Raw genomic sequence first — 23,853 nt, forward strand, 5'->3', positions numbered from 1 at the left:
GCGGGAGCCCGCAGGCCCCCGCCCCTCCGTTCAGCGAATCGTCACCTCAGTGAGGCGGACGCCGTCACCAGTGCCAGCGCGTCCTCCGTTCGTTGCCGGTCAGGACGAGCACCCGGGCCGGGCCGCACTTGTTGTCGCTCGGGTCGATCTCGTCCTTCACCGCGACCGAGGCCGACACCTGCGGCGTACAGGCGCCGTCCGCGCACACGTTGCCGGTGAACTCGATCATCGGGTACGAGTCGCCCGGCTGGAGCGCGTCGTCGCCGGTGCCCGGGCGGGTGCAGGTGACGTCGTAGTCGCCCGTGACGCACTTCCAGCCCGTCCCGGAGACCGTGGTGACGTCGATGCCCTTCGGCATCGGGAACTTCACCGTGACCGGGCCGTCCGTCGGCTCGGTGTCGGCCGCGTTCGCCACCTCCAGCTGGAACGTGGCGGGCTGCCCGGCCACGACGTCGCCGAGCTGGCGGGCCGTGACGGACAGGTTCGGGCCGACCGCCGGGCCGACGATGAGGCCCTTCTTGGCGTCACAGGCGTTGTTCTTCGGGTTCACGTCGCCCGGGGTGTCCACGACCGCCCGCGGGTAGACGGTCCCGACCTGGCCCTCGTCGACCTTGACGTCGATCTGGATCGGCGGGAACGCCGAACCGCCGTCGAGCGCGTCGTCGCCGGTGCCGGGCCGGGTGCAGGTGACCTTCTGCCCGGTGACGCGGCAGTCCCAGCCGGGACCGGCCGCCTTGGTGACGGTCTGGCCGTCCGGCACCACGAAGGTCTCGGTGACCTTCTGGTACGTCGGGCCCGCGCCCTTGGCGTTGGACACGTCCACCCGGTAGGTGCCGGTGCCCGGCGAGGTGAACGCCTTCACCGGCGTGACGACCGTGGTGAGGTCCGGCCCGATGATCCGGATCGGTACCTCGACGGACGGCGCCGTGTTGTTGTCGGTGTCGGTGTCGCCCTTGGTGTCGACGTGCGCGGTCGGCCTCGCCGGGCCGGCCGTGCCCGCCGGGATGGCGACCTTCACCAGGACCGGCGGGTAGGACTCGCCCGGCTTCAGCGGGTCCGTACGGCGGCAGGTGACCTTGCGGCCCGCCGTCGTGCAGTCCCAGCCGTCGCCGTCGGCCGAGGTGACCTTCTGGCCGACCGGGACCGTGATGGACTCGGTCGCGGGCCCGGTGCTCGGCCCGGCGTCGGGCGCGTTCGACACGTCCACCTGGTAGACGCCCTCACCGGGCGAGGTGAACTCGCCCTTCGGCGTGACCTTGGTGGTCAGGTCCGGGCCCTTGGCGCGGACCGGGAACTCGGCCTTGGCCGTGTCGTTGGCGGGCCGCACGTCGCCCTTGGTGGCGACGGTCGCGGCCGGCTTGACCGGGCCGGTGGTGGACGCCGCGGTGTCCACCGGGATCCGTACGGTCGGGAACGTGGCGCCCGGCTGCAGCCCGTCGGTACGGGTGCAGGTGACCTTCTGGCCGGAGGTGCCGCAGTCCCAGCCCTCGCCGGTCACCTCGCCCGGCGTCTGCCCGTCCGGAACGGTGAACGTCGCGGTGACCGGGTCGGTGCTCGGGCCCGCGGCGTCGTCATTGCCGACATCGAGCGTGTAGACGCCCCTGCCCGGTGCGACGAACTCGCCCTCGCGGCCGATCACCGTGGACAGGTCGGGTCCCTTCTTCCTGATCGGCAGCTCGGCCTTGGCGGTGTTGTCGCTCGGGTCGAGCTCGCCGGTCGTGGTCGAGGTCGCGGTGACCGTGGACGGACCGTCGGTGCCCGCGGGGATGTCCACGGTCACCTTGATGGACGGGTAGGTCACGCCCGGCTTCAGCACGTCGTCGCCGTTGCCGGGCCGGGTGCAGGTGACCTTCTGGCCGGACGGCGTGCACTCCCAGCCGTCGCCGGTGGCGGCCTTGATGGCCTGGCCGTCCGGGATCGTGACGGTCCCGGTCACGGCGCCGACGGTCGGCGCCGCGCCCTTGGCGTTGGCCACGTACACCTTGTAGACGCCGCCGCCCGGCGAGGACAGCACGCCGTCGGCCGCGACCTTGGTGTTCAGGTCCGGGCCGTACGCCTTGACCGTGCCGTCCAGCGGCGGCGCGGTGTCGTTGCGCGGCTCGGTGTCGCCCGGCGTCTTGATGACCGCCTTCGGCGAGAGCGGGCCCCGCACCCCGGCCGCCGTGTCCACCGTGATCTTGATCGGCGGGTACGACGCGCCCGGCTGCAGGACGTCCTCGCGGGTGCAGGCGATCTGCTGCCCGGACGTGGTGCACTTCCAGCCGTCGCCGGTCACCTCGCGCGGCGTCTGGCCGTCCGGGACGACGAACGTCTCGGTGGCTGGGCCGGTCGTCGGGCCCGCGTTGCGGTCGTTGTGCACGTCGGCCTGGTAGACGCCGGTGCCCGGCGAGGTGAACTCGCCCTCGCGGGTCACCACGGTCGACAGGTCCGGGCCGAGGATCCTGATCGGGATCTCGGCGGCCGCGGTGTTGTCGCTCGGGTCGGTCTCACCCTTGGTGTCGGCCTTCACGGTCGGCTTGGCCGGTCCGGCGGTGCCCGCCGGGATCTGCACGTCCACCCGGATCGGCGGGTGCGCGCGGCCCGGCTGCAGGACCGCGGGGTTGGTGCAGGTGACCTGCTGCCCGCTGGTCTCGCACTCCCAGCCGTCGCCGGTCACGCCCTTGATGACCTGGCCGTCCGGAACGGTCAGCGTCGCGACGTCGGGCTGGTAGCTCGGCCCGGCGCCCTTGGCGTTGGACACGTCGATCTTGTAGGTGCCGGTGCCGGGCGCGGTGAACTCGCCCTCGGCGGCGATCCCCACGGTCAGGTCGGGTCCCTTGGACTTGATCGGGAGCTGGGCCGTTGCCGTGTCGTTCTTGGTGTTGACGTCCCCGGTGGTGGCGCTGGTCGCGGTCACGGTGACCGGGCCGGTCGCGCCCGCCGGGACGGCCGTCCGGACGGTGATCGTCGGGAACGCCTCGCCGCCCTTCAGCGCGTCGGGCCGGGTGCAGGTGACCTTCTGGCCGGACGTGCTGCACGTCCAGCCGTCGCCGCCCGCGCCCTTGACGGCCTGGCCGTCCGGGATCGTGATGGTCTCGGTCGTCGGCCTGTACGTCGTGCCGGCGCCCTTGGCGTTGGACACGTCGACCGTGTACGCGCCCTCGCCGGGCGAGACCAGGTCGCCGCTGGTCCCGATGGTGGTGCTGAGGTCGGGGCCGTTCGCCTTGACCGGGATCTGCGCCGTGGCGGTGTTGTTGTCGGCGTTGACGTCCCCGGCGGTGTCCGCGGTCGCGGAGACCGTGGCGGGCGCGGTGACGCCCGGCGGGACGTCGACCTTCACCCTGATCGGCGGGAACATCTCGGCCGGCGCGAGCGCGTCGGGCCGCGTGCAGGTGACCTTCTGACCGGACGTGGTGCACTCCCAGCCGTCACCGCTCGCGCCCTTGACGGTCTGGCCGTCGGGGATGGTGATGGTCTCGGTCGTCGGCCTGTACGTCGGGCCCGCGCCCTTGGCGTTGGCCACGTCCACCCGGTAGACGCCGCCACCCGGCGACATCAGGTCACCCTCGGCGCTCAGCGCGGTGCTGAGGTCGGGCCCCTGGTTCTTGATCGGGACCTGCGCGGCGTCGGTGTCGTTGGCCGAGTTGGTGTCACCCGGCGTCGCGAGGTGCACGACGGCCTTGACCGGCCCGTCCATCCCCGCCGCGTTCGCGACGTCGACCTGGACGGGCAGATACGACCGTCCGGGGCCGAGCGGGTCCTTGCGGGTGCAGGTGACCTTCTGGCCCGCCGTGTCGCACGTCCAGCCGTCGCCCTTCACGCCCGTGACGGTCTGGCCGTCCGGTACGGTGAACGTCTGGGTGACCGTGCCGGTGGTCGGCCCGGCGTCGGAGGCGTTGGTGCTCTCCAGCCGGTACGAGCCCGTACCCGGCGAGGTGAAGTCGCCGACGGGCGTGACCGAGGCGGCCAGGTCCGGGCCCCTCGCCGGCGCGGCCGCGATCTTCACGCTGCCCTTGGCGAGGTTGTCGGCCGGGTCGAACTCGTCGTGCGTCGCCGACTCGGCGGCCAGCGGGATCTCGCCCGAGGCGTCCGGCGCCACCGCCGTGTCGATGGTGATCTCCGGGTACGACTTGCCGGGCTGCAGCGTGTCCGCGCCGGTGCCCGGCCGCGTGCAGGTGACCGTCTGGCCGTCGATGTCGCAGGTCCAGCCGTCGCCGCGCGCCGGGCGCTCGGTGCTGACCGGCTGCAGCTGCTTCGGCAGCGTCATGGTCATGGAGACCTCGCCGCTGGTCGGCCCGCTCAGCTTGGTGCTCTTCACCGAGACGCCGATGCTGCCGGTGCCGCCCGCCTTGAACTCCGACTTGGGCCGCAGCGAGGTCTGCAGGTTGGGCAGCAGCGTCCGTACGGTCAGCCCGGAGATCTGGTGGATCGCCCGCGCGTTGCCCGTGCTGGCCGCGAAACCGAACTTGTAGGTCTCGGGCAGCTTCGGCTGGCCCTTCACCCCGTCCAGGTCCTGCTCGATCTCCCGGACCGGGCCCTTGCCGTAGTCGACGTCCACGGTCATGTAGTTGGCCGTGGAGATCTGCACCTTCACGTGCCGCTTGGCCGACGAACGCTCCCTGGAGGCGTCCAGCGCGAGCGGCCCGTCGGCCTTCTGGCCCTTCACGTAGGTGTAGCGGGCCTGCTCACCGCCACGGATCACCACGTTGTTCAGCTGGGCGGCCTTGGTGCCGCTGCCGAGCGCGTCGAAGCTCGCCTTGGAGAAGTTGCCGTACTGGTCGAAACCGACGCCGACCAGGCCGCCCTTCAGGCCCGCGGCCTTCCGCTTGGAGTCGATGTTGGTGGACGAGTAGCCGAGGCCCGCGCCGTAGCCGCCCGCCTGGGTCGGCGAGGCGGCCCCGTCGATCAGGAAGAACGAGATGCCGTCGCCGCCGCGGGCCGGCTTTCCGCTCGGCTTCCCGTCGTACTGGTACATGTCGAATTCAATGCTGGCGCCGCGTCCCGACTGCCTCGGGCTGTTGTTGAACACAAAGCCCGACTGGTTCGCGTCATTGCTGGTCAGCTGGAGCGTGCCCGACCCGTTGCCGTCGGAGGCGCCGCCGGGGCAGGCGGGAATGCCGCCGCTGGTCTTGCCGGTCCCGGCCGTGAGGCACGGCGTCTTGGACCCGGCCCGCGCGCCGGAGATCCACTCGCCCGCCGGGGTGTCGTCACCGGCGAAGGTCTCCTGGAACCGTTCCCCGGCCCCGCCCACCCCACCCGGAGTGTGCACGGCCGCCTGCCCACCGGGTGGCACGGGCGGTGCGGGTGCGGCCGAGGCGGGCTGGGCGCCAAGGCAAAGGGCACCCGCAGGAACCATCACCGCGAGGGCGATCGTAGCGGCCAGTGATCTACCCATGGATCTGCTCGGATGCAGACGTTCAAATCGCATGAATTCCCCCGAAATTGGCGCCGAGCGCCGTCCATCGGCAGCGTTGACCTGCCGGAACGCTGCCGATCATTCCCAAATGCCGGGGCTTGTATTCCGCGAAATGGCGGGCCATCGGATTTGTTCCCCTATGTCCCGAACTGGGAAAACGCTACGCCGTCTTTAGCTCGCCTTTTCATGAGGACGGGTAGCTCGGGAAATGCCGGACATCGGCACTCTGGGATCGGTTGTGGGAGAAAGAGGAAGGGGGCTCCTTCCATGGGGGAGCGAGGTGCCCTGGTGGGGCGCAAGGCGGGGATCGTCGCGGGGGTGCTGACGCTGTCGGCGGCCACGTTCGTCGCCACGGCGGCGGCCGCGATCGAGACGACGGCCCGGCCGGACCACCCGACGTCGGTGTCCACCGGCGCGAGGCAGGCCGATCCGAACGGCGCGCGGCAGGCCGATCGCACCGGCGCGCGGCAGGCCGATGAGACTGGCGCGCGGCAGGCCGATCCGACCGACGAGGCGACGCCGGACGACGCGGCGACGCCGACGGACGACGGAACGCCGACCGACGACGCGACGCCGACCGACGACGTCTCCGGGGATCCCTCGGAGGAGCCGACCGACGACCCGTCGGCCGACCCGTCGACCGACGTCGGCAAGCCGCTCTGCGGTCCGGGGTCGCGCTGCCGCTGACGCGCCCGACCTGCTCGGGAGGGCGATTCGCCGCTGACGTGGGCACAACACGCGCGTTGGGCACTGCAATCGAACGTCGTATCGAACATCACATCCGCGACATGCGTCCGATGTGGTCAGATCCGCCTCGTTGATCTGCTCCAATGAAATGTTGTGCCCACTGCTTCCCCAGCGGCCTCGTACCGCCTCGTCCGCCGCGCCGGTCCGGCGCGCGCCGAGCCGCCGGTGCTCGACGAGCAGCAGCGGCGGGTCGTGGCGCACGGGAGCGGCCCGATGCTGGTCCTGGCCGGTCCGGGCACCGGCAAGACGACCACGATCGTGGAAGCGGTCGTGGACCGGATCGAGAACCGCGGGGTCGATCCGGAACGGGTGCTGGTCCTCACGTTCAGCCGCAAGGCCGCCGGTGAGCTGCGCGAGCGCATCACCGGCCGGCTGCGGCGCACGACCCGTTCGCCGCTGGCGCTGACGTTCCACAGCTACGCCTACGCGCTGCTGCGCCGCGACGCCGTGCTGAACGAGGAGCCGCCGCCGCGCCTGCTGTCGGGGCCCGAGCAGCTGCTCGAGGTCCGGCGCCTGCTGGAGGGCGAACGGGCCGACGGCGCCCGCGACTGGCCGCCGCGGCTGCACGAGACGCTCGCCACGCGAGGCTTCGCCGAGGAGCTGCGCGACTTCTACCTGCGCGCCGCCGAGCGCGGCTTCGGCCCCGAGGACCTGGCGGGCCTCGGCCGGGTGCGGGGGCGCGACGACTGGACCGCGATCGGCCGCTTCATGGAGCGGTACGTGGACCGGTTCGCGCTCGACCCGGTGCCGACCTACGACTACGCCGAGCTGATCCAGATCGCGGCCGGGCTCCTCTCCGACGAGGAGGTACGGATCCGCGAGGCGAGCGCCTACGACGTGGTCTTCGTCGACGAGTACCAGGACACCGACCCCGCCCAGGAGGAGCTGCTGCGCCGACTGGCGGGCGAGGGCCGCGACCTGATCGTGGTCGGCGACCCCGACCAGTCCATCTACGGCTTCCGTGGCGCCGACGTGCACGGGATCCTGGAGTTCCCCGAGCGCTTCCGGACCATCGACGACGAACCGGCCACGGTCGTGGCCCTCCGAACGTGCCGCCGGATGGGCCCCGAGATCCTCGCCGCCTCGCGCCGCGTCGCGCGCCGCCTGCCCGCCGGAACGTCCACCTCCGCCGAACACCGCGCCCTCCGCCACCTGGAAGAGGCCGAGGAGGGCGAGGTCCACGCCGTCATCGCCGACTCCGAATCCCAGGAGTCGGCCCTGGTCGCCGACGAGCTGCGCCGCGCCCACCTGCTGGACGGCGTGCCGTGGTCGCGGATGGCGGTCCTGGTCCGCAGCGCCCAACGGCAGGTCCCGACGCTGCGCCGCGCGCTCGCCCAGGCCGGCGTCCCGGTCGTGGTCGCGGGCGACGAGGTCCCGCTGATCGGCGAGCCCGCCGTACGGCCGATCCTGATCCTGCTGCGCGCCGCCCTGAAGAAGGGCTACCTCGACGAGATCGTCGCCGAGGACCTGCTCACCGGCCCGCTCGGCGGCGCCGACGCGCTCGGCATGCGGCGCCTCAAGCGGGCCCTGCGCGACCTGGAGGACCTGTCCGGCGGCAGTCGCCAGCTGAACGAGCTGCTGATCGCCGCCCTGGACGACCCCCGCGAGCTGACCCTCGTTCACGAGAAGGTCCGCGCCCCCGCCGAACGCGTCGCGCGCCTCATCCAGGTCGCCCGGGACGCCTCCGACCGGGGCGGCACCGCCGAGGACGTCCTGTGGGACGTGTGGCGCGAGAGCGGCCAGGGCGAGGTGCTTCTGGCGCAGAGCATCAAGGGCGGCACGCGCGGCGCCTCCGCCGACCGCGACCTGGACGCCGTCGTCGCGCTCTTCGACCACGCCGCCCGCTTCGTCGACCGGCTGCCGCAGGCCGGGCCGGAGCTGTTCGTCGACAACATCGCCTCCCAGGAGATCGCCGGCGACACCCTCGCCGAGCAGGCGCCGCAGGGCGAGGCCGTACGGATCCTCACCGCGCACCGCTCCAAGGGCCTGGAATGGGACGTCGTCGTGGTCGCCGGAGTCCAGGAGGGCGTCTGGCCCGACCTGCGGCTGCGCGGCTCCCTCCTCGGCATCGAGGAGCTGATCGAGCTCGCCGCCGGAAGCGAGCCGCAGGGCGCCGACGGCCAGGCCGGCGCGGCGGCGGGCGCGTCCATGGCCGCCAAGATGATGGACGAGGAACGCCGCCTCTTCTACGTCGCCGTCACCCGCGCCCGCAAGCGGCTGGTCGCGACGGCCGTCGGCGGCGACGACAGCGAGGAACGCCCGTCCCGCTTCCTCAACGAGCTGCTGCCCGGCGCCATCGAGGAGTCCCAGCTCGACGAGAAGACCCGCTGGCTGTCGCTGTCGGCGCTCGTCGCGGACCTGCGTTCGGTCGTCGCCGACCCGTCCCGCCCCGAGCCGCTGCGTCGCGCCGCCGCCGGTCACCTGGCCCGCCTCGCGCGCGCGGGGGTACGCGGCGCCAGACCGGAGAACTGGTACGCCATCACCGCCCTCTCCGACACCGGCCCCGCCTACGCCGAGGACGAGCAGATCACCATCTCGCCGTCCCAGGTCGAGGCGTTCACCACCTGCGGCCTGCGCTGGCTGCTCGCCTCCGCCGTCGGCGCCCAGGACGGCGGGCCGAACGAGTACAGCACGATGGGCAAGGTCATCCACGCCGTCGCCGAGATGGCCGGGGCCGACGAGAGCGTCACCGAGGTCGACGTCGCCCAGCGCCTCGACGAGATCTGGCACGACCTGGAGTTCCGCAGCGCCTGGTACTCGGAGAAGCAGCGCGAGCAGGCGTCCACGATGGTCGACAAGTTCCTCTCCTGGCACCGCGACAACCCGAACGAGGTCGTCGCGCTGGAGGAGTCGTTCAAGGTCGACATGGGCCGCGTCGTCATCAAGGGCCGCATCGACCGCGCCGAACGCGACGACGAGGGCCGCGCGGTCATCATCGACATCAAGACCACCTCCCAGGCCGTCCCGAAGGACGAGCTGGCCCGCCACCCGCAGCTCGGCGTCTACCAGTACGCCGTGATGCTCGGCGCGTTCGAGCGGCACGGGCTGATCGAGCCCGGCGGCGCCAAGCTGATCCAGGTCGGCAAGGGCGCGTTCACCGCCAAGGTGCGCGAGCAGGAGCAGCCGCCGCCCAGCGAGGACGCCGACCCCGAGTGGCCGAAGAAACTGGTGGAGATCGTCGCCACCGGCATGGCCAGCGAGGTCTTCCAGGCGCGGGCGAACGACAAGTGCCGTACCTGTCCCGTACGGTCCTGCTGCCCGGTGCATGAGGAAGGAGGGCAGGTCGGCTAGTGAGCCGCAGGGCCGCGCCGTCGCCTGGACTGACGAGCGACCCGCGAGCGCAGCGAGCACATTGGACTCGGGAGTGCACTCGCGAAGCGAGTGCAGCGAGCGCCCGCGAGTGAGGAGGGAAGGCGGCGGCATGAAGCGGCCCGGAGGCGAACGGGGACGCTGCCCATGATCACACCAGCCGAGCTGGCGCGGCTGCTGGAGATCCCCGAACCGACCGACGAGCAGGCCAGGGTGATCGAGGCACCGCTGGCGCCGATGGCGGTCATCGCCGGTGCGGGTTCCGGCAAGAGCGAGACGATGGCCGCGCGGGTGGTGTGGCTGGTCGCCAACGGCTTCGTCCGGCCGGAGCGGGTGCTCGGCCTGACGTTCACGCGCAAGGCCGCGGCCGAGCTCGGCATCCGCGTGCGCAAGCGGCTGGACAAGCTGAAGGAGATGCTGCCCGGCGACGAGCTGGAACGGCTCGGCGGCGAGGCGCTCTTCGACGGCGAGCCGATGGTGTCGACCTACCACTCCTACGCCGCCCGGCTCTTCGGCGACCACGCGCTGCGCGAGGCGCTGGAGCCGACGATGCGGCTGATCTCCCCGGCGGTCGCGTGGCAGATCTGCTCGCGGGTCGTCGACTCCTACCACGGCCCGATGGACAAGATCGAATGGCAGCCGGACACGGTCACCAAGGCCGTGATGGAGCTGTCGGGCGACCTGTCGGAGCACCTGCGCACCCCCGAGGACGTGCGGCGGGTCGGGCAGTGGCTGGACGAGCGGTTCGCCTCGGTGAAGAAGGTGCTGAAGCCGCAGCGCGACATTCTCGCCAAGCACGCGGTGCGCGAGCAGCTGATGCCGCTGATCGAGGCGTACGGGCGGGCCAAGGGCGACCGTGAGGTGGTCGACCACGGCGACCAGATGTCGCTGGCCGCGCGGATCGCCTACAAGCATCCCGAGGTCGGGATGATCGAGCGGTCGCGGTTCTCGGTCGTGCTGCTGGACGAGTACCAGGACACCAGCCAGGCGCAGCTGGTGCTGCTGACGTCGTTGTTCAGCGGGGGACACCCGGTGACGGCGGTCGGCGACCCGTGCCAGTCGATCTACGGGTGGCGCGGCGCGAGCGCGGGCAACCTGCTGCGCTTCGCCCACGACTTCCCGCTGAACGCCCCGATCGCCGACCGCAAGCCCGATCCGGCGCCGGTCGTTCAGCTGAGCCGAAGCTTCCGGAACGGCGAGCAGATCCTGGACGCGGCGGCCAGGATCCAGGAGGAGCTGCGGGCCGAGACGGCCGCCGTGCCGCGCCTCGTTCCGGGGGCGGGGCGTGAGGGACGCGGGCGGGTCGAGTGCGCGCTGTTCGAGACCATCGAGGACGAGGCCGAACGGATCGCCGCCCGGATCGCGACGCTGATGGCCTCCGACCCCGAGATCGCCCCGGACGGGGCGCCGCAGGACGAGCCGCTGGTGTACTCCGACATCGCCGTGCTGGCGCGGAAGCGGTCGCAGTTCCCCTTGATCCGGAAGGCCCTGGAGTCGCGCGCGATCCCGGTCGAGGTGGTCGGGCTCGGCGGGCTGCTGACCGTTCCGGAGGTGCAGGACGTCGTCGCGACGCTGCGCGCGATGCATGACCCGACGGCGGGTGCGTCGCTGGCGCGGCTGCTCACCGGGCCGCGCTGGCGGCTCGGCCCACGCGACCTGGTGGCGCTCGGGCGGCGGGCGCGGACGCTGGCGCAGGAGGCGTCGCGGGACGTCACCCCGCCCGAACGTCCTCCCGAGGAGCCGGAGGCTTCGGCGGCGTCAGAGGAGACGCCGCCCGACGATCCGCTGCGTCAGCTGGTCAGCGAGCTCAACCAGGAGACCGGCAGCCTGGTCGACGCGCTCGACGACCTCGGCCCGCACGAGGCCTACTCCCCGGAGGGCTTCGGGCGGCTGCGGCGGCTGCGCGACGAGCTGCGCGGGCTGCGGTCCCAGGTCGGGCTGGCGCTGCCCGACCTGGTGAACGAGGTGGAACGCGCGCTCGGACTCGACATCGAGGTCGCGGCCCGGTCCGGGCTCGACCCCGTCACGGCGCGGGCGGACCTGGACGCGTTCATCGACGCCGCCGCCACCTTCGCGGGCGACGCCGAGGACCCGACGCTCGGCGCGTTCCTGGCCTACCTGAAGGCGGCCGAGACCGAGGAGTTCGGGCTGGAGGCCGGGCGCGTCGGCGAGACCAACAGCGTCAAGCTGCTGACCGTCCACGCGTCCAAAGGCCTGGAATGGCCCGTCGTGATCGTGCCGGGCCTGTCGTACGTGCCGCAGAAGAGCGGGGGACCGGCCAAGGGCTCGATCTTCCCGTCGCCGCCGCAGAACGCCACCCGCTGGACCGCCAACCCGCGCGTCCTGCCGTTCATGCTGCGCGGCGACCGCGCCGACCTGCCCGTGCTGAACGGCCTGGAGAAGGAGGACCTCGCCGCGTTCGACCAGGCCTGCTCGGAGCGTGACCTGCGCGAGGAGCGGCGGCTGGCGTACGTGGCCGTCACGCGGGCCTCGGCGCTGCTGATCGTCACCGGCTACTGGTGGGGGTCGTCGGGGCGTCCGCTCGGACCGTCGCCGTTCCTGGAGGAGGTCCGGCAGACCTGCCTGGAGGGCGCCGGGCAGGTCGCGCTGTGGGCCGAGCCGCCCGAGGAGGGCGTCACCAACCCGCTGCTCGCCGACCCCGAGGAGGCGCAGTGGCCCGCCGGCCCGGGCGAGCGCGGGACGTCCGACCTCACGGCGCGCGCCCGGTACGAGGCGATCGTCGAGGGCGCGCAGATGGTCGAGGACGCCATGAGCGGCCGCCACCGGCTGTGGGCCGGTGACGAGGGGCTGGAGGACGCCGATCGTCGGCGCATGACGGCGTGGGCCCGCGACGTCGAGCTGCTGCTGGCCGAACGGGACCGTGGACGCGGCGGCGACGGACTCCAGGTCGAGCTGCCCGCGCACCTGTCGGTGTCGTCGCTGGTGTCGCTGGCCAAGGACCCGGCCGCGCTGGCCCGGCAGATCCGCCGCCCGATGCCGCGCCCGCCCGCTCCGTACGCGAGGCGAGGAACCGCGTTCCACGCCTGGCTGGAGAGCCGATGGGGGCAGCAGCGGCTCATCGACGCCGACGAACTACCGGGCGCCGCCGACGAGGACGCCGCCGAGGACTCCGAGCTCGCCAGGCTCCAGGCGCGGTTCGAGGAGTCGGAGTGGGCGGCGCGCGAGCCGCTCGACATCGAGGTCCCGTTCGAGACGATCATCGGGGACCGGCTCGTGCGCGGCCGGATGGACGCCGTCTTCGGCGCCGCGGGCGGCGGTTACGAGGTCGTGGACTGGAAGACCGGCCGGCCGCCGCAGGGCGACGATGCGCGCTTCGCCTCCGTGCAGCTCGCCGCGTACCGGATGGCCTGGGCGAAGCTGAAGGACGTGCCGGTCGAGAAGGTCAGCGCCGCGTTCCACTACGTGGGCGACAACGTGACCGTTCGCCCCGCCGACCTGCTGGACGAGGCCGGTCTCGCCGAGCTGCTGGAGCAGATCCCGTCGGTGTAAGGCGTCCAGGAGCGTGTGAGGTTAGCCATTCGGCTCTGTTCACGCTGCGTGCTTTCGGGGATTATCCGTGCAACATCTCCCCACTGAGAGGCGGCGTGCCCGTGACGCATGCGCATGACGACAAGGTCGTACGGGAGTTCTCCAAGCAGGCGTCCACGTTCGGGGACCCGAACCTGAACACGGCGTTCACGGCACATCTGGCGAAGCTGGTGGAGTTCATCGATCCCGAGCTCGACCTTGAGGACGTCGTGCTGGAGGTGGACGCCGGGACCGGGCTGGTGTCGCGCGCGCTGGCCCGCCGCGTCCGGCACGTCACGGCGCTCGACCTCACCCCCGCGATGCTGGAGCAGGGCAAGCGCGAGGCCGACCGCGACGCCATCACCAACGTCACGTTCACGTGCCTGGACGCCACCGGGCTGCCGTATCTCGCCCGTTCGTTCACGCTGGTCGTCACGCGCTTCTCGCTGCACCAGGTCGCCGACCCGGTGACGGTGGTGCGCGAGATGGTCCGCGTCAGCCGCCCGGGCGCGGCCGTCATCGTGGCCGATCTCGTACGCCCCGAGGGGACGGACGCCGACGTGGACCGGATCGAGCGGCTGCGCGACCCCTCCCACGGAACGATCCTCGGCTTCGACGCGATCGCGGACCTGCTGACCGAGGCGGGCGCGGAGGTGAAGCGGACCGACCGGTTCGACGTCGTCCGGCCGCTGGAGCCGTGGATGGCGCAGTCCCGCACGCCCGACGAGGTCGCCTCGGTGATCCGCAAGGAGCTGGAGGCCGAGCTCGCCGGCGGCGGCCCCGAGACCGGGATGCGGCCGTCGATCGTGGACGGCGAGCTGCACTTCACCCACTCCCAGGGCTTCTTCTGCGCGATCGCCCCCTGATCTTCGAGCGAATGTTCGACGGATGTCGGCGGTGGCCGCTATCTTGTCGAACATGGGTTCTAACGTGCTCAGTACTCCCCGAGGGGGGACCACCCCCCACGCCCCCCGCGGCGCGCATGAGGCGGCTTCGCCGCCGAAGTGGCGCCACGCCGATCGCGAACCCGCCGCGCTCGCCATGCGCATCGGTGTCGCGGCGGCCGAGGTCGCCCTGGCGACGTTCGCCCGCAACATGGACCTGGACGATCTCGGCGAGGACGGCGTGGAGTTCGAGGGTGCCATCGGCCCGCTCGAATGGCCGCTGTTCTCCCTGGTCATCGACACGCTCGCCGAGTCCCACGCGGGCGACGAGCGGTCGCTGGACGAACGGCGCACCGAGGCGCTGAACGACCTGGCCCGCATCTGCATGGCGGCCAAGGGGCGTCGCGCCGGCGCCGCCTGATCCAGAGCCCACCCCGATCCGTGATCTGTTGATCACGCTCGGTTATCGTCGGTCGGGTGTCGAGTTCGGCTTACACCTTCTCCGCGGTCGCCATCGTGGCGGCGGGCGTCGTCGCGCCCCGCCTGTCGGACGCGTTCTCGCGCTGGATCCCGGTGCCCTCGGTGGTGCTGGAGATCGTGCTCGGCATCCTGATCGGCCCGGTCGTGCTGGGCTGGGCGAAGGAGGGGCCGTTCATCGGCCAGCTCGCCGACTTCGGGCTCGCCGTGCTCATGTTCCTGGCCGGCTATGAGATCGAGTTCGACCGGATCCGCGGCGGGCCGCTGAAGCTGGCCGTCTCGGGATGGCTGGTCTCGCTCTGTCTCGGGCTCGGCGCGGGGCTGCTGTTCCAGGGCTGGGACGTGCTGGCCGTCGTGGTCGGGCTGTGCCTCACCACGACCGCGCTCGGCACGATCCTGCCGATGCTGCACGACGCCGGCGCGCTGCCGACGCCGTTCGGCGCGCGGGCGATGGCGATCGGCGCGCTCGGCGAGTGCGGGCCCATCGTCGCCATCGCGGTGCTGCTCGGCGGCGACCAGCCCGCCAAGACCATCACGCTGCTCGCGGTGTTCGCGGTCATCACGGTGACGGCGGCGATCGTGGCGGTGCGGGGCCGGCGCAACCCGCAGGTGGCCCGGATGATCCGCGCGACGCTCACCACCAGCGCGCAGCTGGCGATCCGGCTGGCCATGTTCATGATCGTGCTGATGCTGTGGATCGCGGACTCGTTCGGGCTGGACGTGCTGCTCGGCGCGTTCGCCGCGGGCATCATCGAGCGGCTGGCGATCGAGGCCGCCGACAGCCCGCGCACCCAGGAGGTGGTGAAGTCCAAGCTGGAGGCGATCGGCTACGGCTTCCTGGTGCCGTTCTTCTTCGTGGTGAGCGGCATGCGGCTCGATCTGGCCGCGCTCGCCGAGGACCCGTGGGACCTCGCGCTGATCCCGCTGTTCCTGCTGCTGTTCCTGGTCGTGCGCGGCGGCCCGACGATGCTGCTGCACCGGCGCGACCTGCCGTCCGGCGAACGCAGGGCCCTGTCGCTGCTGGCGTCCTCCGCGCTGCCGCTGGTCGTGGTCATCACCACGCTGGGAGTCGAGGAGCACAACCTGAAGCCGAGCATCGCCGCCGCGCTGGTGTGCGCGGGCATGCTCTCGGTGCTCATCTTCCCGCTGGTGGCCCTGCGGTTGCGCGAGTACTCGGTGCGCGGGGCGGGCCTGGAGAGCGGCGACGCGCTATGAGCGCTGAGAATTCGGGCGGCGGGGTCGGCTTCGGAGGGCCGTCGGCTGGGGTCGGCTTCGCAGCGCCGTCGGCTGGGGTCAGCTTCGGAGCGCCTTCGACCTGACCTTGCCGGTGCTGGTGCGGGGGAGTTCGTCGACGAAGTGCACGTCGCGGGGGACCTTGTAGCGGGCCAGGTGCCTCTTCACGTACGCCTTGAGGGCGTCCTCGGTGACGTCCGGGGCGGCCTCGGTCCGTACGACGTAGGCGACCAGCCGCTGGCCGAACGCCTCGTCGTCCACGCCCGTGACGGCGACCTCGGCGACGCCCGGATGTCCGCCGAGCAGGTCCTCGACCTCGGCGGGGAAGACGTTCTCGCCGCCGGAGACGATCATGTCGTCGGCGCGGCCGTCGATGAACAGCCGGCCCTCGTCGTCGAAGTGCCCGAGGTCGCCGGTGCTGGTCAGCCCGTCCCGTACGGCCTTGCCGCCGCCCCCGGTGTAGCCCGCGAACCGCAGCCCGCCGCCGGTGTGGATCTCGCCGACCTCGCCGGCCGGCAGCTCGCGCCCGTCGGGGTCGAGGATCTTGATGGTGAGGCGGTACGAGGGCCTGCCGACCGTGCCGGGCGCGGCGCGCAGGTCCTCGGGCGTGGCGATCGTCGCCCAGCCGGTCTCGGTCGCGCCGTACAGGTTGTGCAGCACGTCGCCGAAGCGGGACGTGAACGCCTCGGACAGGTGCGGGAGCAGGGCCGACCCGCCGCAGACGACCACCTGGAGGGACGCGGGGGTCGAATGATCGTCGGCGGCGTCCAGGACGCGCTGGAGCATCACCGGGACGGCGACCAGCGCCTCGGCCTGGAGGTCCTCGATCGCCTCCAGGACCTGTACCGGGTCGAAGCGGCGGAAAAGGATCAGGGGCATCCCCATACCCAGCGCCACCGACGCGTACGCGAAGCCCAGCACGTGGAACATCGGCGGACCGACGACGATCGGCGCCCCGGACCTCAGCGGGACCCGCATCAGGTGGGTGAGCCCGGCCGGGATCATCGAGGCGAGCGAGATGTCATGCCTGGCGCCCTTGGGGGTCCCGGTCGTCCCGGACGTCATCACGATGACCTTGCTGGGCCTGCCCGGGCGGAGCGGCCTGGGCTCGGTCGTCGCGGCGAGATCGTCGATCGACTGGTGCTCACCGTCGCCGTCCACCCAGGCGTGCACGCGCTGCCCGGCGAACGCCGACTCGTCCACCACCGGGTCGAACTCCTGGTCGTGGATCAGCAGCGCCACGCCCTCGCGTTCGGCGACCTGGCCGAGCTGGGTGGCCGAGAAGTCGGTGTTCAGCAGCACGACGTCGCCGCCGAGCCGGGACGCGGCGAGCACCGCCGTGACGAACCACCGGTGGTTGCGGCACAGCACGCCGACGCGGTCGCCCTCGTCGATCCGTTCGGTCAGCGCGGTCGCCAGGGCGGCGGCGCGGTGTTCCAGCTCGGCGTAGGTGAGCGAGCCGCGCTCGTCGACGATCGCCGTACGGTCGGGGTAGCGCAGCGCCGCCATCGCGCCGACCGTGCCGGGGTTCGGGCCGAACCGGACGTACTGGAACGGCAGGCGCGCGGCGCGGTCCGGCCGGATCGGGTGGAGCATCCCGACGTCGCGCACCGCCCGGGTCGCCCGGAGGCCCAGTCCCGCAAGCTCTCGCACCCGGTGCAGCACGTCTGTCTCCTTTGTCCGTCCGGAGGGGGAGTGTCCGGGGTGGGAGGGGTCTGCCACATACCCGTTCTCCAGTAGATCACCCCGGAAAAGGTCAAGAGTTCACCGGGTGCAGGGCGAGGAGCGGCCGCGGTGGATCGGGCCGGGCGCGGCGCGGGGACGTACCGTTCGTGCACGCGAACGGACTCAAGACCGCGATGCTCATCGGCGGCCTCTCCGCGCTCGTTCTCGCGGTGGGCTGGCTGGTGGGCGGTTCGACCGGGCTGACCATCGCCCTGGTCATCGCCCTGGTCACCAACGGCATCGCCTACTTCTACAGCGACAAGCTCGCGCTGCGCTCCATGCGGGCGCACCCGGTCAGCGAGGCGGAGGCGCCCGGGCTCTACGCGATGGTGCGGGAGCTGGCCACCACCGCGCGCCAGCCGATGCCGCGGCTGTACGTGTCGGAGACGGCCGCGCCCAACGCGTTCGCCACCGGCCGCAACCCGAAGAACGCGGCGGTCTGCTGCACGCGCGGCATCCTGCAGCTGCTCGACCAGCGGGAGCTGCGCGCGGTGCTCGGGCACGAGCTGTCGCACGTCTACAACCGCGACATCCTCATCTCGTCCGTGGCCGCCGCGCTCGCCACCGTCATCACCTATCTGTCGCACATGATGCTCTTCACCGGCGGCCGGAACGACCGGGGCGGCGGATCGCCGCTCGGCGCACTCTTCATGATCGTCCTCGGTCCGCTGGCCGCCGGGGTCGTCCGGATGGCGATCTCGCGGACCCGCGAATACCAGGCCGACCAGTCCGGCGCCGAACTCAGCCAGGACCCGCTGGCCCTGGCGAGCGCGCTCCGCAAGATCGAGACCGGTGCCCAGGCCCGGCCGCTGCCCCAGGACAGCTCGATCGTCTCGACCAGCTCCCTGATGATCGCCAACCCGTTCCGCGGCGGCGGGATGTCGTCGCTGTTCGCGACGCACCCGCCGATGGCCGACCGGATCGCGCGGCTGGAGCAGATGGCCGGCCGGCGCCTGCCCGGCTGAGCCGTTCCTGAGTCAGTTCAGTTCAGTTCAGATCGGGCGCGGGCTGGGCCAGTGGGTTGGGCGTCGGAACGTAGGTCGCGCCTCGATCGGCCGAACGCGCCCAGCGGGCCCGCAGGTTGGCCTTGGCCGGGAGCGGAACGCCGGCGAGAAGCGCGCGCATCTCCGGCCGGTCGTGGCCGAAGTGCTTGCGTGCGACCTGCCAGAGCGTGCGGTCCACGGCCGGATGCAGGTCGGCGACCGCGGCGGCCACCTCGGTCAGATGGTTGACCAGCAGGCAGTAGACGACCCGGTTCCAGCCGCGGTCGGCGTCGTACGTCATCGCCTCGCGGACCTGCGCCGGGAGGCCGGACAGGTCCCAGCGGCCGTCGACGAGCTTGGTGCCTTCCAGATCGCGGAACACGGCCTGTACCGGCATGCCGTCGCCGTCCACCGCGATCAGGACGTTCTGCAGATGCGGCTCCAGCACGATGCCGTGATCGAAGAACGCGTGCAGCACGGGCGGCGCGACGTGCCGGACATAGGCGTCCCACCAGGCGATCGCGCCGTCGGGCGTCTCGAGCGCGGGCAGCGTCGCCAGGTGGGCGGAGTACGGGTCGGTCAGGGCGGCGGCGAGCAGCGGCGTGCCCGGCAGGTCGCCGACGCCCTGGCGAAGGATCACGCCCAGGCCCTCGTACAGGCGCTGGTCGGCGAGCGCCACGCTGCGGTACGCGGGCTCGGCGAGGAACGTCGCGCCTCCGGATGCTGCGGTTCGCAGGCGGTCGAAGACCGGGCCGACGAGCTTGTTGAGGACGGTCGCGCCGGTGAGCTCGTACCAGGCGTTCTTGCGCACGCAGTTGGTGATGCGGACGTCCAGGCTGAACTTGCAGAACACGTCGGCGGCCGGGAGATAGGCCGTGCGGACCGAGGACGTCGGGAACGCGTCCGGCGCGGCCGGGCCGAGGTCCTGGATCAGGCCCGCGGCGAACGCGCGGCGCAGCATCGGGCGTTCGGCGAGGAGGCGGAGCTGCCACGGGTGTGCGGGCAGGAGCGTGTGGCCCTGGGGCGGGGGCGGGCCCAGCTCGTCCAGCTTGGCGAACGCCTGCGGGTCGCCCTCCTGCGCGAGAACGTCGTCCCGTACGGCGAGCCAGCGCGGGTGGAAGCTCGCACCGGCCTCGGGCGCGTACGCCAGCCAGTCGGTGGGCGAGCCCTGGCGCGCCTTGGGCGACGGGTGGAAGCGATGCCCGGCGATGAGCGACTGCTCGGAGTCCAGGTAGCGATTCTCCGGCGGGCCGTTCTCTGTGGGGCCGTTCTCTGTGGGGCCGCTGTCTGTGAGGCCGCTGTCTGTGGGCTCGGCGGGGGCGGAACGCTTTGTGAGGATGGACTCGAGTGCGGCGTGGCTGTCGGCCACCTGGCCGAGGAACTCCGGGTTGGCCCGGCCGGTCGCCAGCTCCAGCTCGCCCGCGATGAGAGAGGCGAGCCGGTCCCAGCGCGCCGTGATCCACTCGCCGTCGCGGCGCTCCTCGTACGGCGGCGCCAGGCGGTAGGTGGCGCCGACCGGCGGTCTGGCGAGCGCCGCGCGCAGCGTCACCCCGACCCGCGGCAGCCTGGCGACCAGGTGCGCCTCGTCCGGCCACACCTGCTGCTCGGGCGCGCAGACCTCGCGGATCAGGCAGTTGAGCAGCGCGGCCGCCGTCGCCTCGGCGGCCGCGCCGGCGGCGGTACGGGTGTCGTCGCCCGCCGTCGCGCCGGTGTCGGCGCTGGTCGTCGAGTGGATCGTCGAGTGGGTCAGGAGCACATTCCGTCCCGTAGGTAGTTGGGCCCGAGCGGGCCGTAGTGCTTGTTGATGTCGGCGGCGCCGGTACGGGCCTTGTCGACCAGCGTCCCCGCCGTGACCATCGCCTTGGTCGGCAGCCGGTCGGCGTCCAGCGTGCGGGCCCGCAGGAACGCGTCGCCCGGGCCGAGCGCCGCGTCCAGCCGTTCCCGGATCATGCACAGGCCCGTCCGCAGCGGCAGCAGGCCGCGTTCGGCGAGCCCGAAGGCGAGGGCGGCGGCGCAGAGGTGGAGGGTGATCGTGACGAAGACGCGGGCGAGGGCCTCGCGGTCGTGCGTCATCATCCGCGCGTCGTGCAGGGCGTACGGGGTGGTCTGCTCGTTCTCGGGGAGCCGGGTGCGGAGGCGGTCCGGGTCGATGAGGGCGCCGTCGTTGTCCTTGAGGAGCAGCTTCAGCATCCGGTCGTCGTCGAGGACGAGCGACACGTTCTGCTGGTGCGCCTCCAGCGCGATGCCGTACCGGAAGAGGACCACGTTCCACCTGAAGAGCGCGTCCAGGTAGGCGTCGAAGGTCTCCCGTACGTTCCAGCGCTCGATCACATGCCCGCCGGCCGGATCCTCTGCCAGCAGCGCGGCGACCGGGACGACGTGCGCTCTTGCCGTCTCGGCGGGGAAACGGCGTACGAGGTGGCCGAGGAGCGGGGTGCCGGCGTGGCCGTACGTCTGCTCGTCCGCCAGCAGGATCGGCAGGTGCTCCTGCTCCAGAACGCGGTGCAGCAGGCGTTCGACGCGGGCGCCGTCGGGGAGCGTGCCGGGGACGATCGTGCGGCGGTTGCGCAGGCCCAGGGTGCTCGTCGGGAGGGGCAGCTTCAGGTGGGTGAGCGAGGTGACCGCCACCGTGCGCATGGAAAGTGTGGGGCGCACGCGGAGATGTCGTTCGTCCGCAACGGCGAGCGTGGGATCGGTGCGGATGAGCGGCGCCGTGAGGGGGTGCACGGGGAAGACATCGGAATCGGTGTCCAGGCCCAGGTCTTCCGGTGCGGGCCACCACTCTGGGCGTACGCCCGCCGCCGTCACGCGCGCGTGGGGGACCGCTGCCCAGGCGAGCTCGAACGACGGGCCGAACTCGGGCGCGTACCGCCGCAGCTCCGCCGTCGTCAGCCCGCTCCTGCACCGCCCCGTCGGGTAGACGGGATGGTCGGTGTAGGCGGCGAGCGTCTCGTAGAACGTGCCGGGCCCGTGGCGCAGATCGTCCGGCGCGTGCGCGAGCCGGTCCATCACCTCCGGCCGCGCGTTCTCATGCAGCCGCAGCGTCGCCGCCGTCTCCCTGCACTCGCGCTCGAACGCCGTGACGTCGTCGCGCGGATCGGCCAGCCGCCGTACGGCCGCGAACACCTCGTCCAGCCGTATGCCCTGCGCCGGATCGACGACCAGGTCGGTCAGGAACCCGCCCTCGCGCAGCCGAACGGTCCTGCCCTCGCCGTCGCCGCCTCCGGGGAGGTCGAGCGTGCGATGGTCCGCGTCGAGGTAGCGGCGCATGCCCGCGTAGTCCTCGCGCAGCAACGTGTCCAGAACGCGGGCGGCCAGCGGCCCTTCGCTCATCGGATCGCTTCGTTCATCGGGTCGTCGGTCGGGTCGTTCATCGGGTCGGTCGGGTCGTTCATCGGATCGTCTCGTTCATCGGATCGTCCAGGAGTGTGCGGCCCGGAACCGTCCGATGGCCGCCTCGACCTGCTGCTTCGCAGGGCCGATGGCGCGGATGGTGCCCAGGTAGTCGCGGTTGGTGTGGGTGAGCTCGAAGCTCTCGCCGGTCGCCCGCTGGGGCATGTAGGCGAGCCGGACGTCGCCGTCCTTGGTCTCCATGGCCTCTGGGGCTTCGGTGAGCGTTCCGGCTCGTTCGGCCAGGACAACGTCGGCGACGGCGTGCAGGCCCGGGGGAGCGGTCGGCGCGGGCAGCCGCTCGCCGAGGTGAACGCGGAGGATCTGCTCGAAGAGCGGGATGCCAAGGAGGTCGGCCATGAGGAAGTCGCAGTGATCGCCGATCACCCGGTAGTTGACCTCGATGATGCGTGCGCGGCCGTCATGGACGACGAACTCGGTGTGGCACGCGCCGAGGCCAATGCCCAGCGCCTTGATCTGCGCCACGATCTGGTCCGTCTCGGGCGGGGGCGGCGCCCACTCCAGACGTTCCTCGATGAAGTGGGGCGGGGGCGAGATCGTCGTCAGGTACGAGCCCAGCACTCGCGTCTCGCGCCCGTCGCCCAGCGTCTCCAGGGTGTAGAGCTGCCCAGGCAGATACTCCTCAACGACCAGGGCGTCGGCCCGCCTTGTGCGGATCTCTTTGGTCCTGGCGGCAAGTTCGTTCGCGTCGTGCACAAGGAAGACGTCTTCGCTGGCGACGCCTTCGCGAGGCTTGAGTACGAGTGGGAACGGCGCCTCTACCGGCACTCGTTCCGCTTCTGCGTCTGCCGCGAAGACCGGATCCCTGCTCGCCAGGTGGCGCCGCATCAGCGCCTTGTTCTTCGCCCGCGTCGCCGCTCGCCAGTCCTTGCCCGGCAAGCCGAAGTAGGTGGCGGCCAGCGCTGTCGACGCCTGAAGGAAGTCGCTGTTGGAGAAGAAGGCTGTGGGCTTCTCCGCCGCCGCGACGATCTCCCTGTAGTCCTTCACATCGCACGCTACGATCGGCCCGCCGAAGACCTTGGCATGGTCCGCGGGCCGGTCCGTCAGCAGTACGACCTGCAGTCCCAGGCGTTCTGCCGCAGGCAGGAAGCCGTGCGTCACCGAGTCGGTGACCTTCCCGGCGACGAGGTGGAGCAAGGCGTCCCATCCAGTGAGGTAAGGCTTGCCTAAGTCGAAGAGGCCACCATACTTTCGGGGCGGCCCGTCGGAGGCAAGAACGATGGCATCGCGTGTCCCGTTCCGTCCGCCGATCCGCGAGGATGGATTCCATGGATCTTGTCGACCGCTGGGTGAGCCTCGCCGGAACCGACACCCGGCACATCGGCGTGGACCTGGACGCTCGTTACGGTGAGGAGCATCGCCGCTACCACACCCGCGCCCATCTCCTGGCCGTCCTGAACCTGGTCGACGACCTGGCCCCGCACGCCGCCGACCCCGACGCCGTCCGCCTCGCAGCCTGGTTCCACGACGCCGTCTACGACCCCGAGCGCGCCGACAACGAAGAGCGCTCCGCCCGTCTCGCCCGCCGCATGCTCGCCGACACCGACCTGCCGGCCGAGGTCGTCGAAGAGATCGCCCGCCTAATCGTTCTCACCGAGACGCACGCCCCGGACGCCGACGACCGCAACGGCCAGGTCTTGTGCGACGCCGACCTAGCCATCCTCGGTGCTGCCCCTGAGGCCTACGCCACGTATGCCGCGTCGGTGCGCGAGGAGTACGCGTTCGTGCCGGACGAGTTCTTCAAGGCTGGGCGAGCCCAGGTTCTGCGCGGGTTGTTGGAGCTGCCGTCGCTGTTCCATACGGCTGAGGCTCGTTCGCGGTTTGAGGAGCAGGCGCGCCGCAACGTCGAGACCGAGCTCATGCTGCTGTCGGCCTGAGCGTCGTCGGTCGGGTTCTCTTTCTTCTTGGTTGCTGGTTCTGGGTTCTTCTTGGTTCTTTTTCTTGGTTCTTTGAGTGCGGCTCTTGGCGGCAGCGGCCTCCCCTTCCGTGGGGGTTGGGTGCCCGGCTGCCGGGTGGGTGTTGGTTGAAGGCCGAAAGGCTCGGCGACGAGGAAGGTGGGGGCGGGGTTGGGGGTGCTGGTCGGCTGCGGGCTTGGCGCGGGTTGGGCTTGGTGCTTGTGGCGGGTGCGTGGCGGGGTTGGCGTTCGTGCCTGTAGGTCCGG

At 71.9% G+C, this 23,853-nt stretch carries 13 protein-coding genes; 8 read left to right on the plus strand and 5 right to left on the minus strand.

Annotated elements, in window-relative coordinates; genetic code table 11:
* Nucleotides 1-64: 64 nt before the first annotated feature.
* A complete protein-coding gene (locus J4573_RS49215; RefSeq protein ID WP_208263364.1) occupies nt 65-5,248 on the minus strand; it encodes an L-type lectin family protein in 5,184 nt (1,727 codons plus the stop codon).
* A gap of 414 nt (nt 5,249-5,662) precedes the next feature.
* On the opposite strand from J4573_RS49215, the gene J4573_RS49220 reads away from it, so the two are divergent.
* The 6 genes from J4573_RS49220 to J4573_RS49245 all read left to right on the plus strand — a co-directional run bounded on the left by J4573_RS49220 (nt 5,663) and on the right by J4573_RS49245 (nt 15,555).
* On the plus strand, nt 5,663-6,082 hold the full coding sequence (locus J4573_RS49220) for a hypothetical protein (protein WP_208263365.1): 420 nt from the start codon (nt 5,663-5,665) through the stop codon (nt 6,080-6,082).
* A gap of 225 nt (nt 6,083-6,307) precedes the next feature.
* On the plus strand, nt 6,308-9,433 hold the full coding sequence (locus J4573_RS49225) for an ATP-dependent helicase (RefSeq protein ID WP_208263381.1): 3,126 nt from the start codon (nt 6,308-6,310) through the stop codon (nt 9,431-9,433).
* 165 nt (nt 9,434-9,598) lie between these two features.
* The gene (locus J4573_RS49230; RefSeq protein ID WP_208263366.1) at nt 9,599-12,961 is read left to right on the plus strand and encodes an ATP-dependent helicase; all 3,363 of its coding nucleotides are present in this window, start codon (nt 9,599-9,601) and stop codon (nt 12,959-12,961) included.
* Nucleotides 12,962-13,062: 101 nt separating this feature from the next.
* Complete coding sequence (locus tag J4573_RS49235) at nt 13,063-13,845, plus strand: class I SAM-dependent methyltransferase (RefSeq protein ID WP_208263367.1); 783 nt, start codon at nt 13,063-13,065, stop codon at nt 13,843-13,845.
* 52 nt (nt 13,846-13,897) lie between these two features.
* Nucleotides 13,898-14,284 (plus strand): hypothetical protein, encoded by a 387-nt coding sequence (locus J4573_RS49240; RefSeq protein ID WP_243774830.1) that lies wholly within the window; start codon nt 13,898-13,900, stop codon nt 14,282-14,284.
* A gap of 56 nt (nt 14,285-14,340) precedes the next feature.
* A complete protein-coding gene (locus J4573_RS49245; protein WP_208263368.1) occupies nt 14,341-15,555 on the plus strand; it encodes a cation:proton antiporter in 1,215 nt (404 codons plus the stop codon).
* Between the two features lie 78 nt (nt 15,556-15,633).
* Here J4573_RS49245 and J4573_RS49250 read toward each other — a convergent pair whose 3' ends face one another.
* On the minus strand, nt 15,634-17,238 hold the full coding sequence (locus J4573_RS49250) for an AMP-binding protein (RefSeq protein ID WP_307797520.1): 1,605 nt from the start codon (nt 17,236-17,238) through the stop codon (nt 15,634-15,636).
* A gap of 167 nt (nt 17,239-17,405) precedes the next feature.
* Here J4573_RS49250 and htpX point away from each other — a divergent pair, with 167 nt between their 5' ends.
* Nucleotides 17,406-18,263 (plus strand): zinc metalloprotease HtpX, encoded by an 858-nt coding sequence (gene htpX / locus J4573_RS49255; RefSeq protein ID WP_208263369.1) that lies wholly within the window; start codon nt 17,406-17,408, stop codon nt 18,261-18,263.
* A gap of 22 nt (nt 18,264-18,285) precedes the next feature.
* Here htpX and J4573_RS49260 read toward each other — a convergent pair whose 3' ends face one another.
* The 3 genes from J4573_RS49260 to J4573_RS49270 all read right to left on the minus strand — a co-directional run bounded on the left by J4573_RS49260 (nt 18,286) and on the right by J4573_RS49270 (nt 22,829).
* The gene (locus J4573_RS49260; RefSeq protein WP_307797521.1) at nt 18,286-20,037 is read right to left on the minus strand and encodes an IucA/IucC family protein; all 1,752 of its coding nucleotides are present in this window, start codon (nt 20,035-20,037) and stop codon (nt 18,286-18,288) included.
* Complete coding sequence (locus J4573_RS49265) at nt 20,028-21,614, minus strand: IucA/IucC family protein (RefSeq protein WP_208263370.1); 1,587 nt, start codon at nt 21,612-21,614, stop codon at nt 20,028-20,030. The genes J4573_RS49260 and J4573_RS49265 overlap by 10 nt, the downstream gene beginning before the upstream one ends.
* A 75-nt stretch (nt 21,615-21,689) precedes the next feature.
* Nucleotides 21,690-22,829: an ATP-grasp domain-containing protein gene (locus J4573_RS49270; protein ID WP_208263371.1), complete on the minus strand. Its 1,140-nt coding sequence runs from the start codon at nt 22,827-22,829 to the stop codon at nt 21,690-21,692.
* A 131-nt stretch (nt 22,830-22,960) separates the two neighbouring features.
* Between J4573_RS49270 and J4573_RS49275 the strand changes: the two genes are divergently transcribed.
* Nucleotides 22,961-23,569, plus strand: coding sequence for an HD domain-containing protein (locus J4573_RS49275; RefSeq protein ID WP_208263372.1), 609 nt, complete (start codon nt 22,961-22,963; stop codon nt 23,567-23,569).
* Nucleotides 23,570-23,853: the final 284 nt, after the last annotated feature.

It is taken from the genome of Actinomadura barringtoniae, assembly GCF_017573505.1.
Taxonomy (GTDB): domain Bacteria; phylum Actinomycetota; class Actinomycetes; order Streptosporangiales; family Streptosporangiaceae; genus Spirillospora; species Spirillospora barringtoniae.

What these genes read in the sequence shown, in the direction of transcription:
- J4573_RS49265 (WP_208263370.1), bottom strand. Translation starts at nt 21,614, where the DNA reads ATGAGCGAAGGGCCGCTGGCCGCCCGCGTTCTGGACACGTTGCTGCGC.
- J4573_RS49240 (WP_243774830.1), top strand. Translation starts at nt 13,898, where the DNA reads ATGGGTTCTAACGTGCTCAGTACTCCCCGAGGGGGGACCACCCCCCAC.
- J4573_RS49230 (WP_208263366.1), top strand. Translation starts at nt 9,599, where the DNA reads ATGATCACACCAGCCGAGCTGGCGCGGCTGCTGGAGATCCCCGAACCG.
- J4573_RS49275 (WP_208263372.1), top strand. Translation starts at nt 22,961, where the DNA reads ATGGATCTTGTCGACCGCTGGGTGAGCCTCGCCGGAACCGACACCCGG.
- J4573_RS49220 (WP_208263365.1), top strand. Translation starts at nt 5,663, where the DNA reads ATGGGGGAGCGAGGTGCCCTGGTGGGGCGCAAGGCGGGGATCGTCGCG.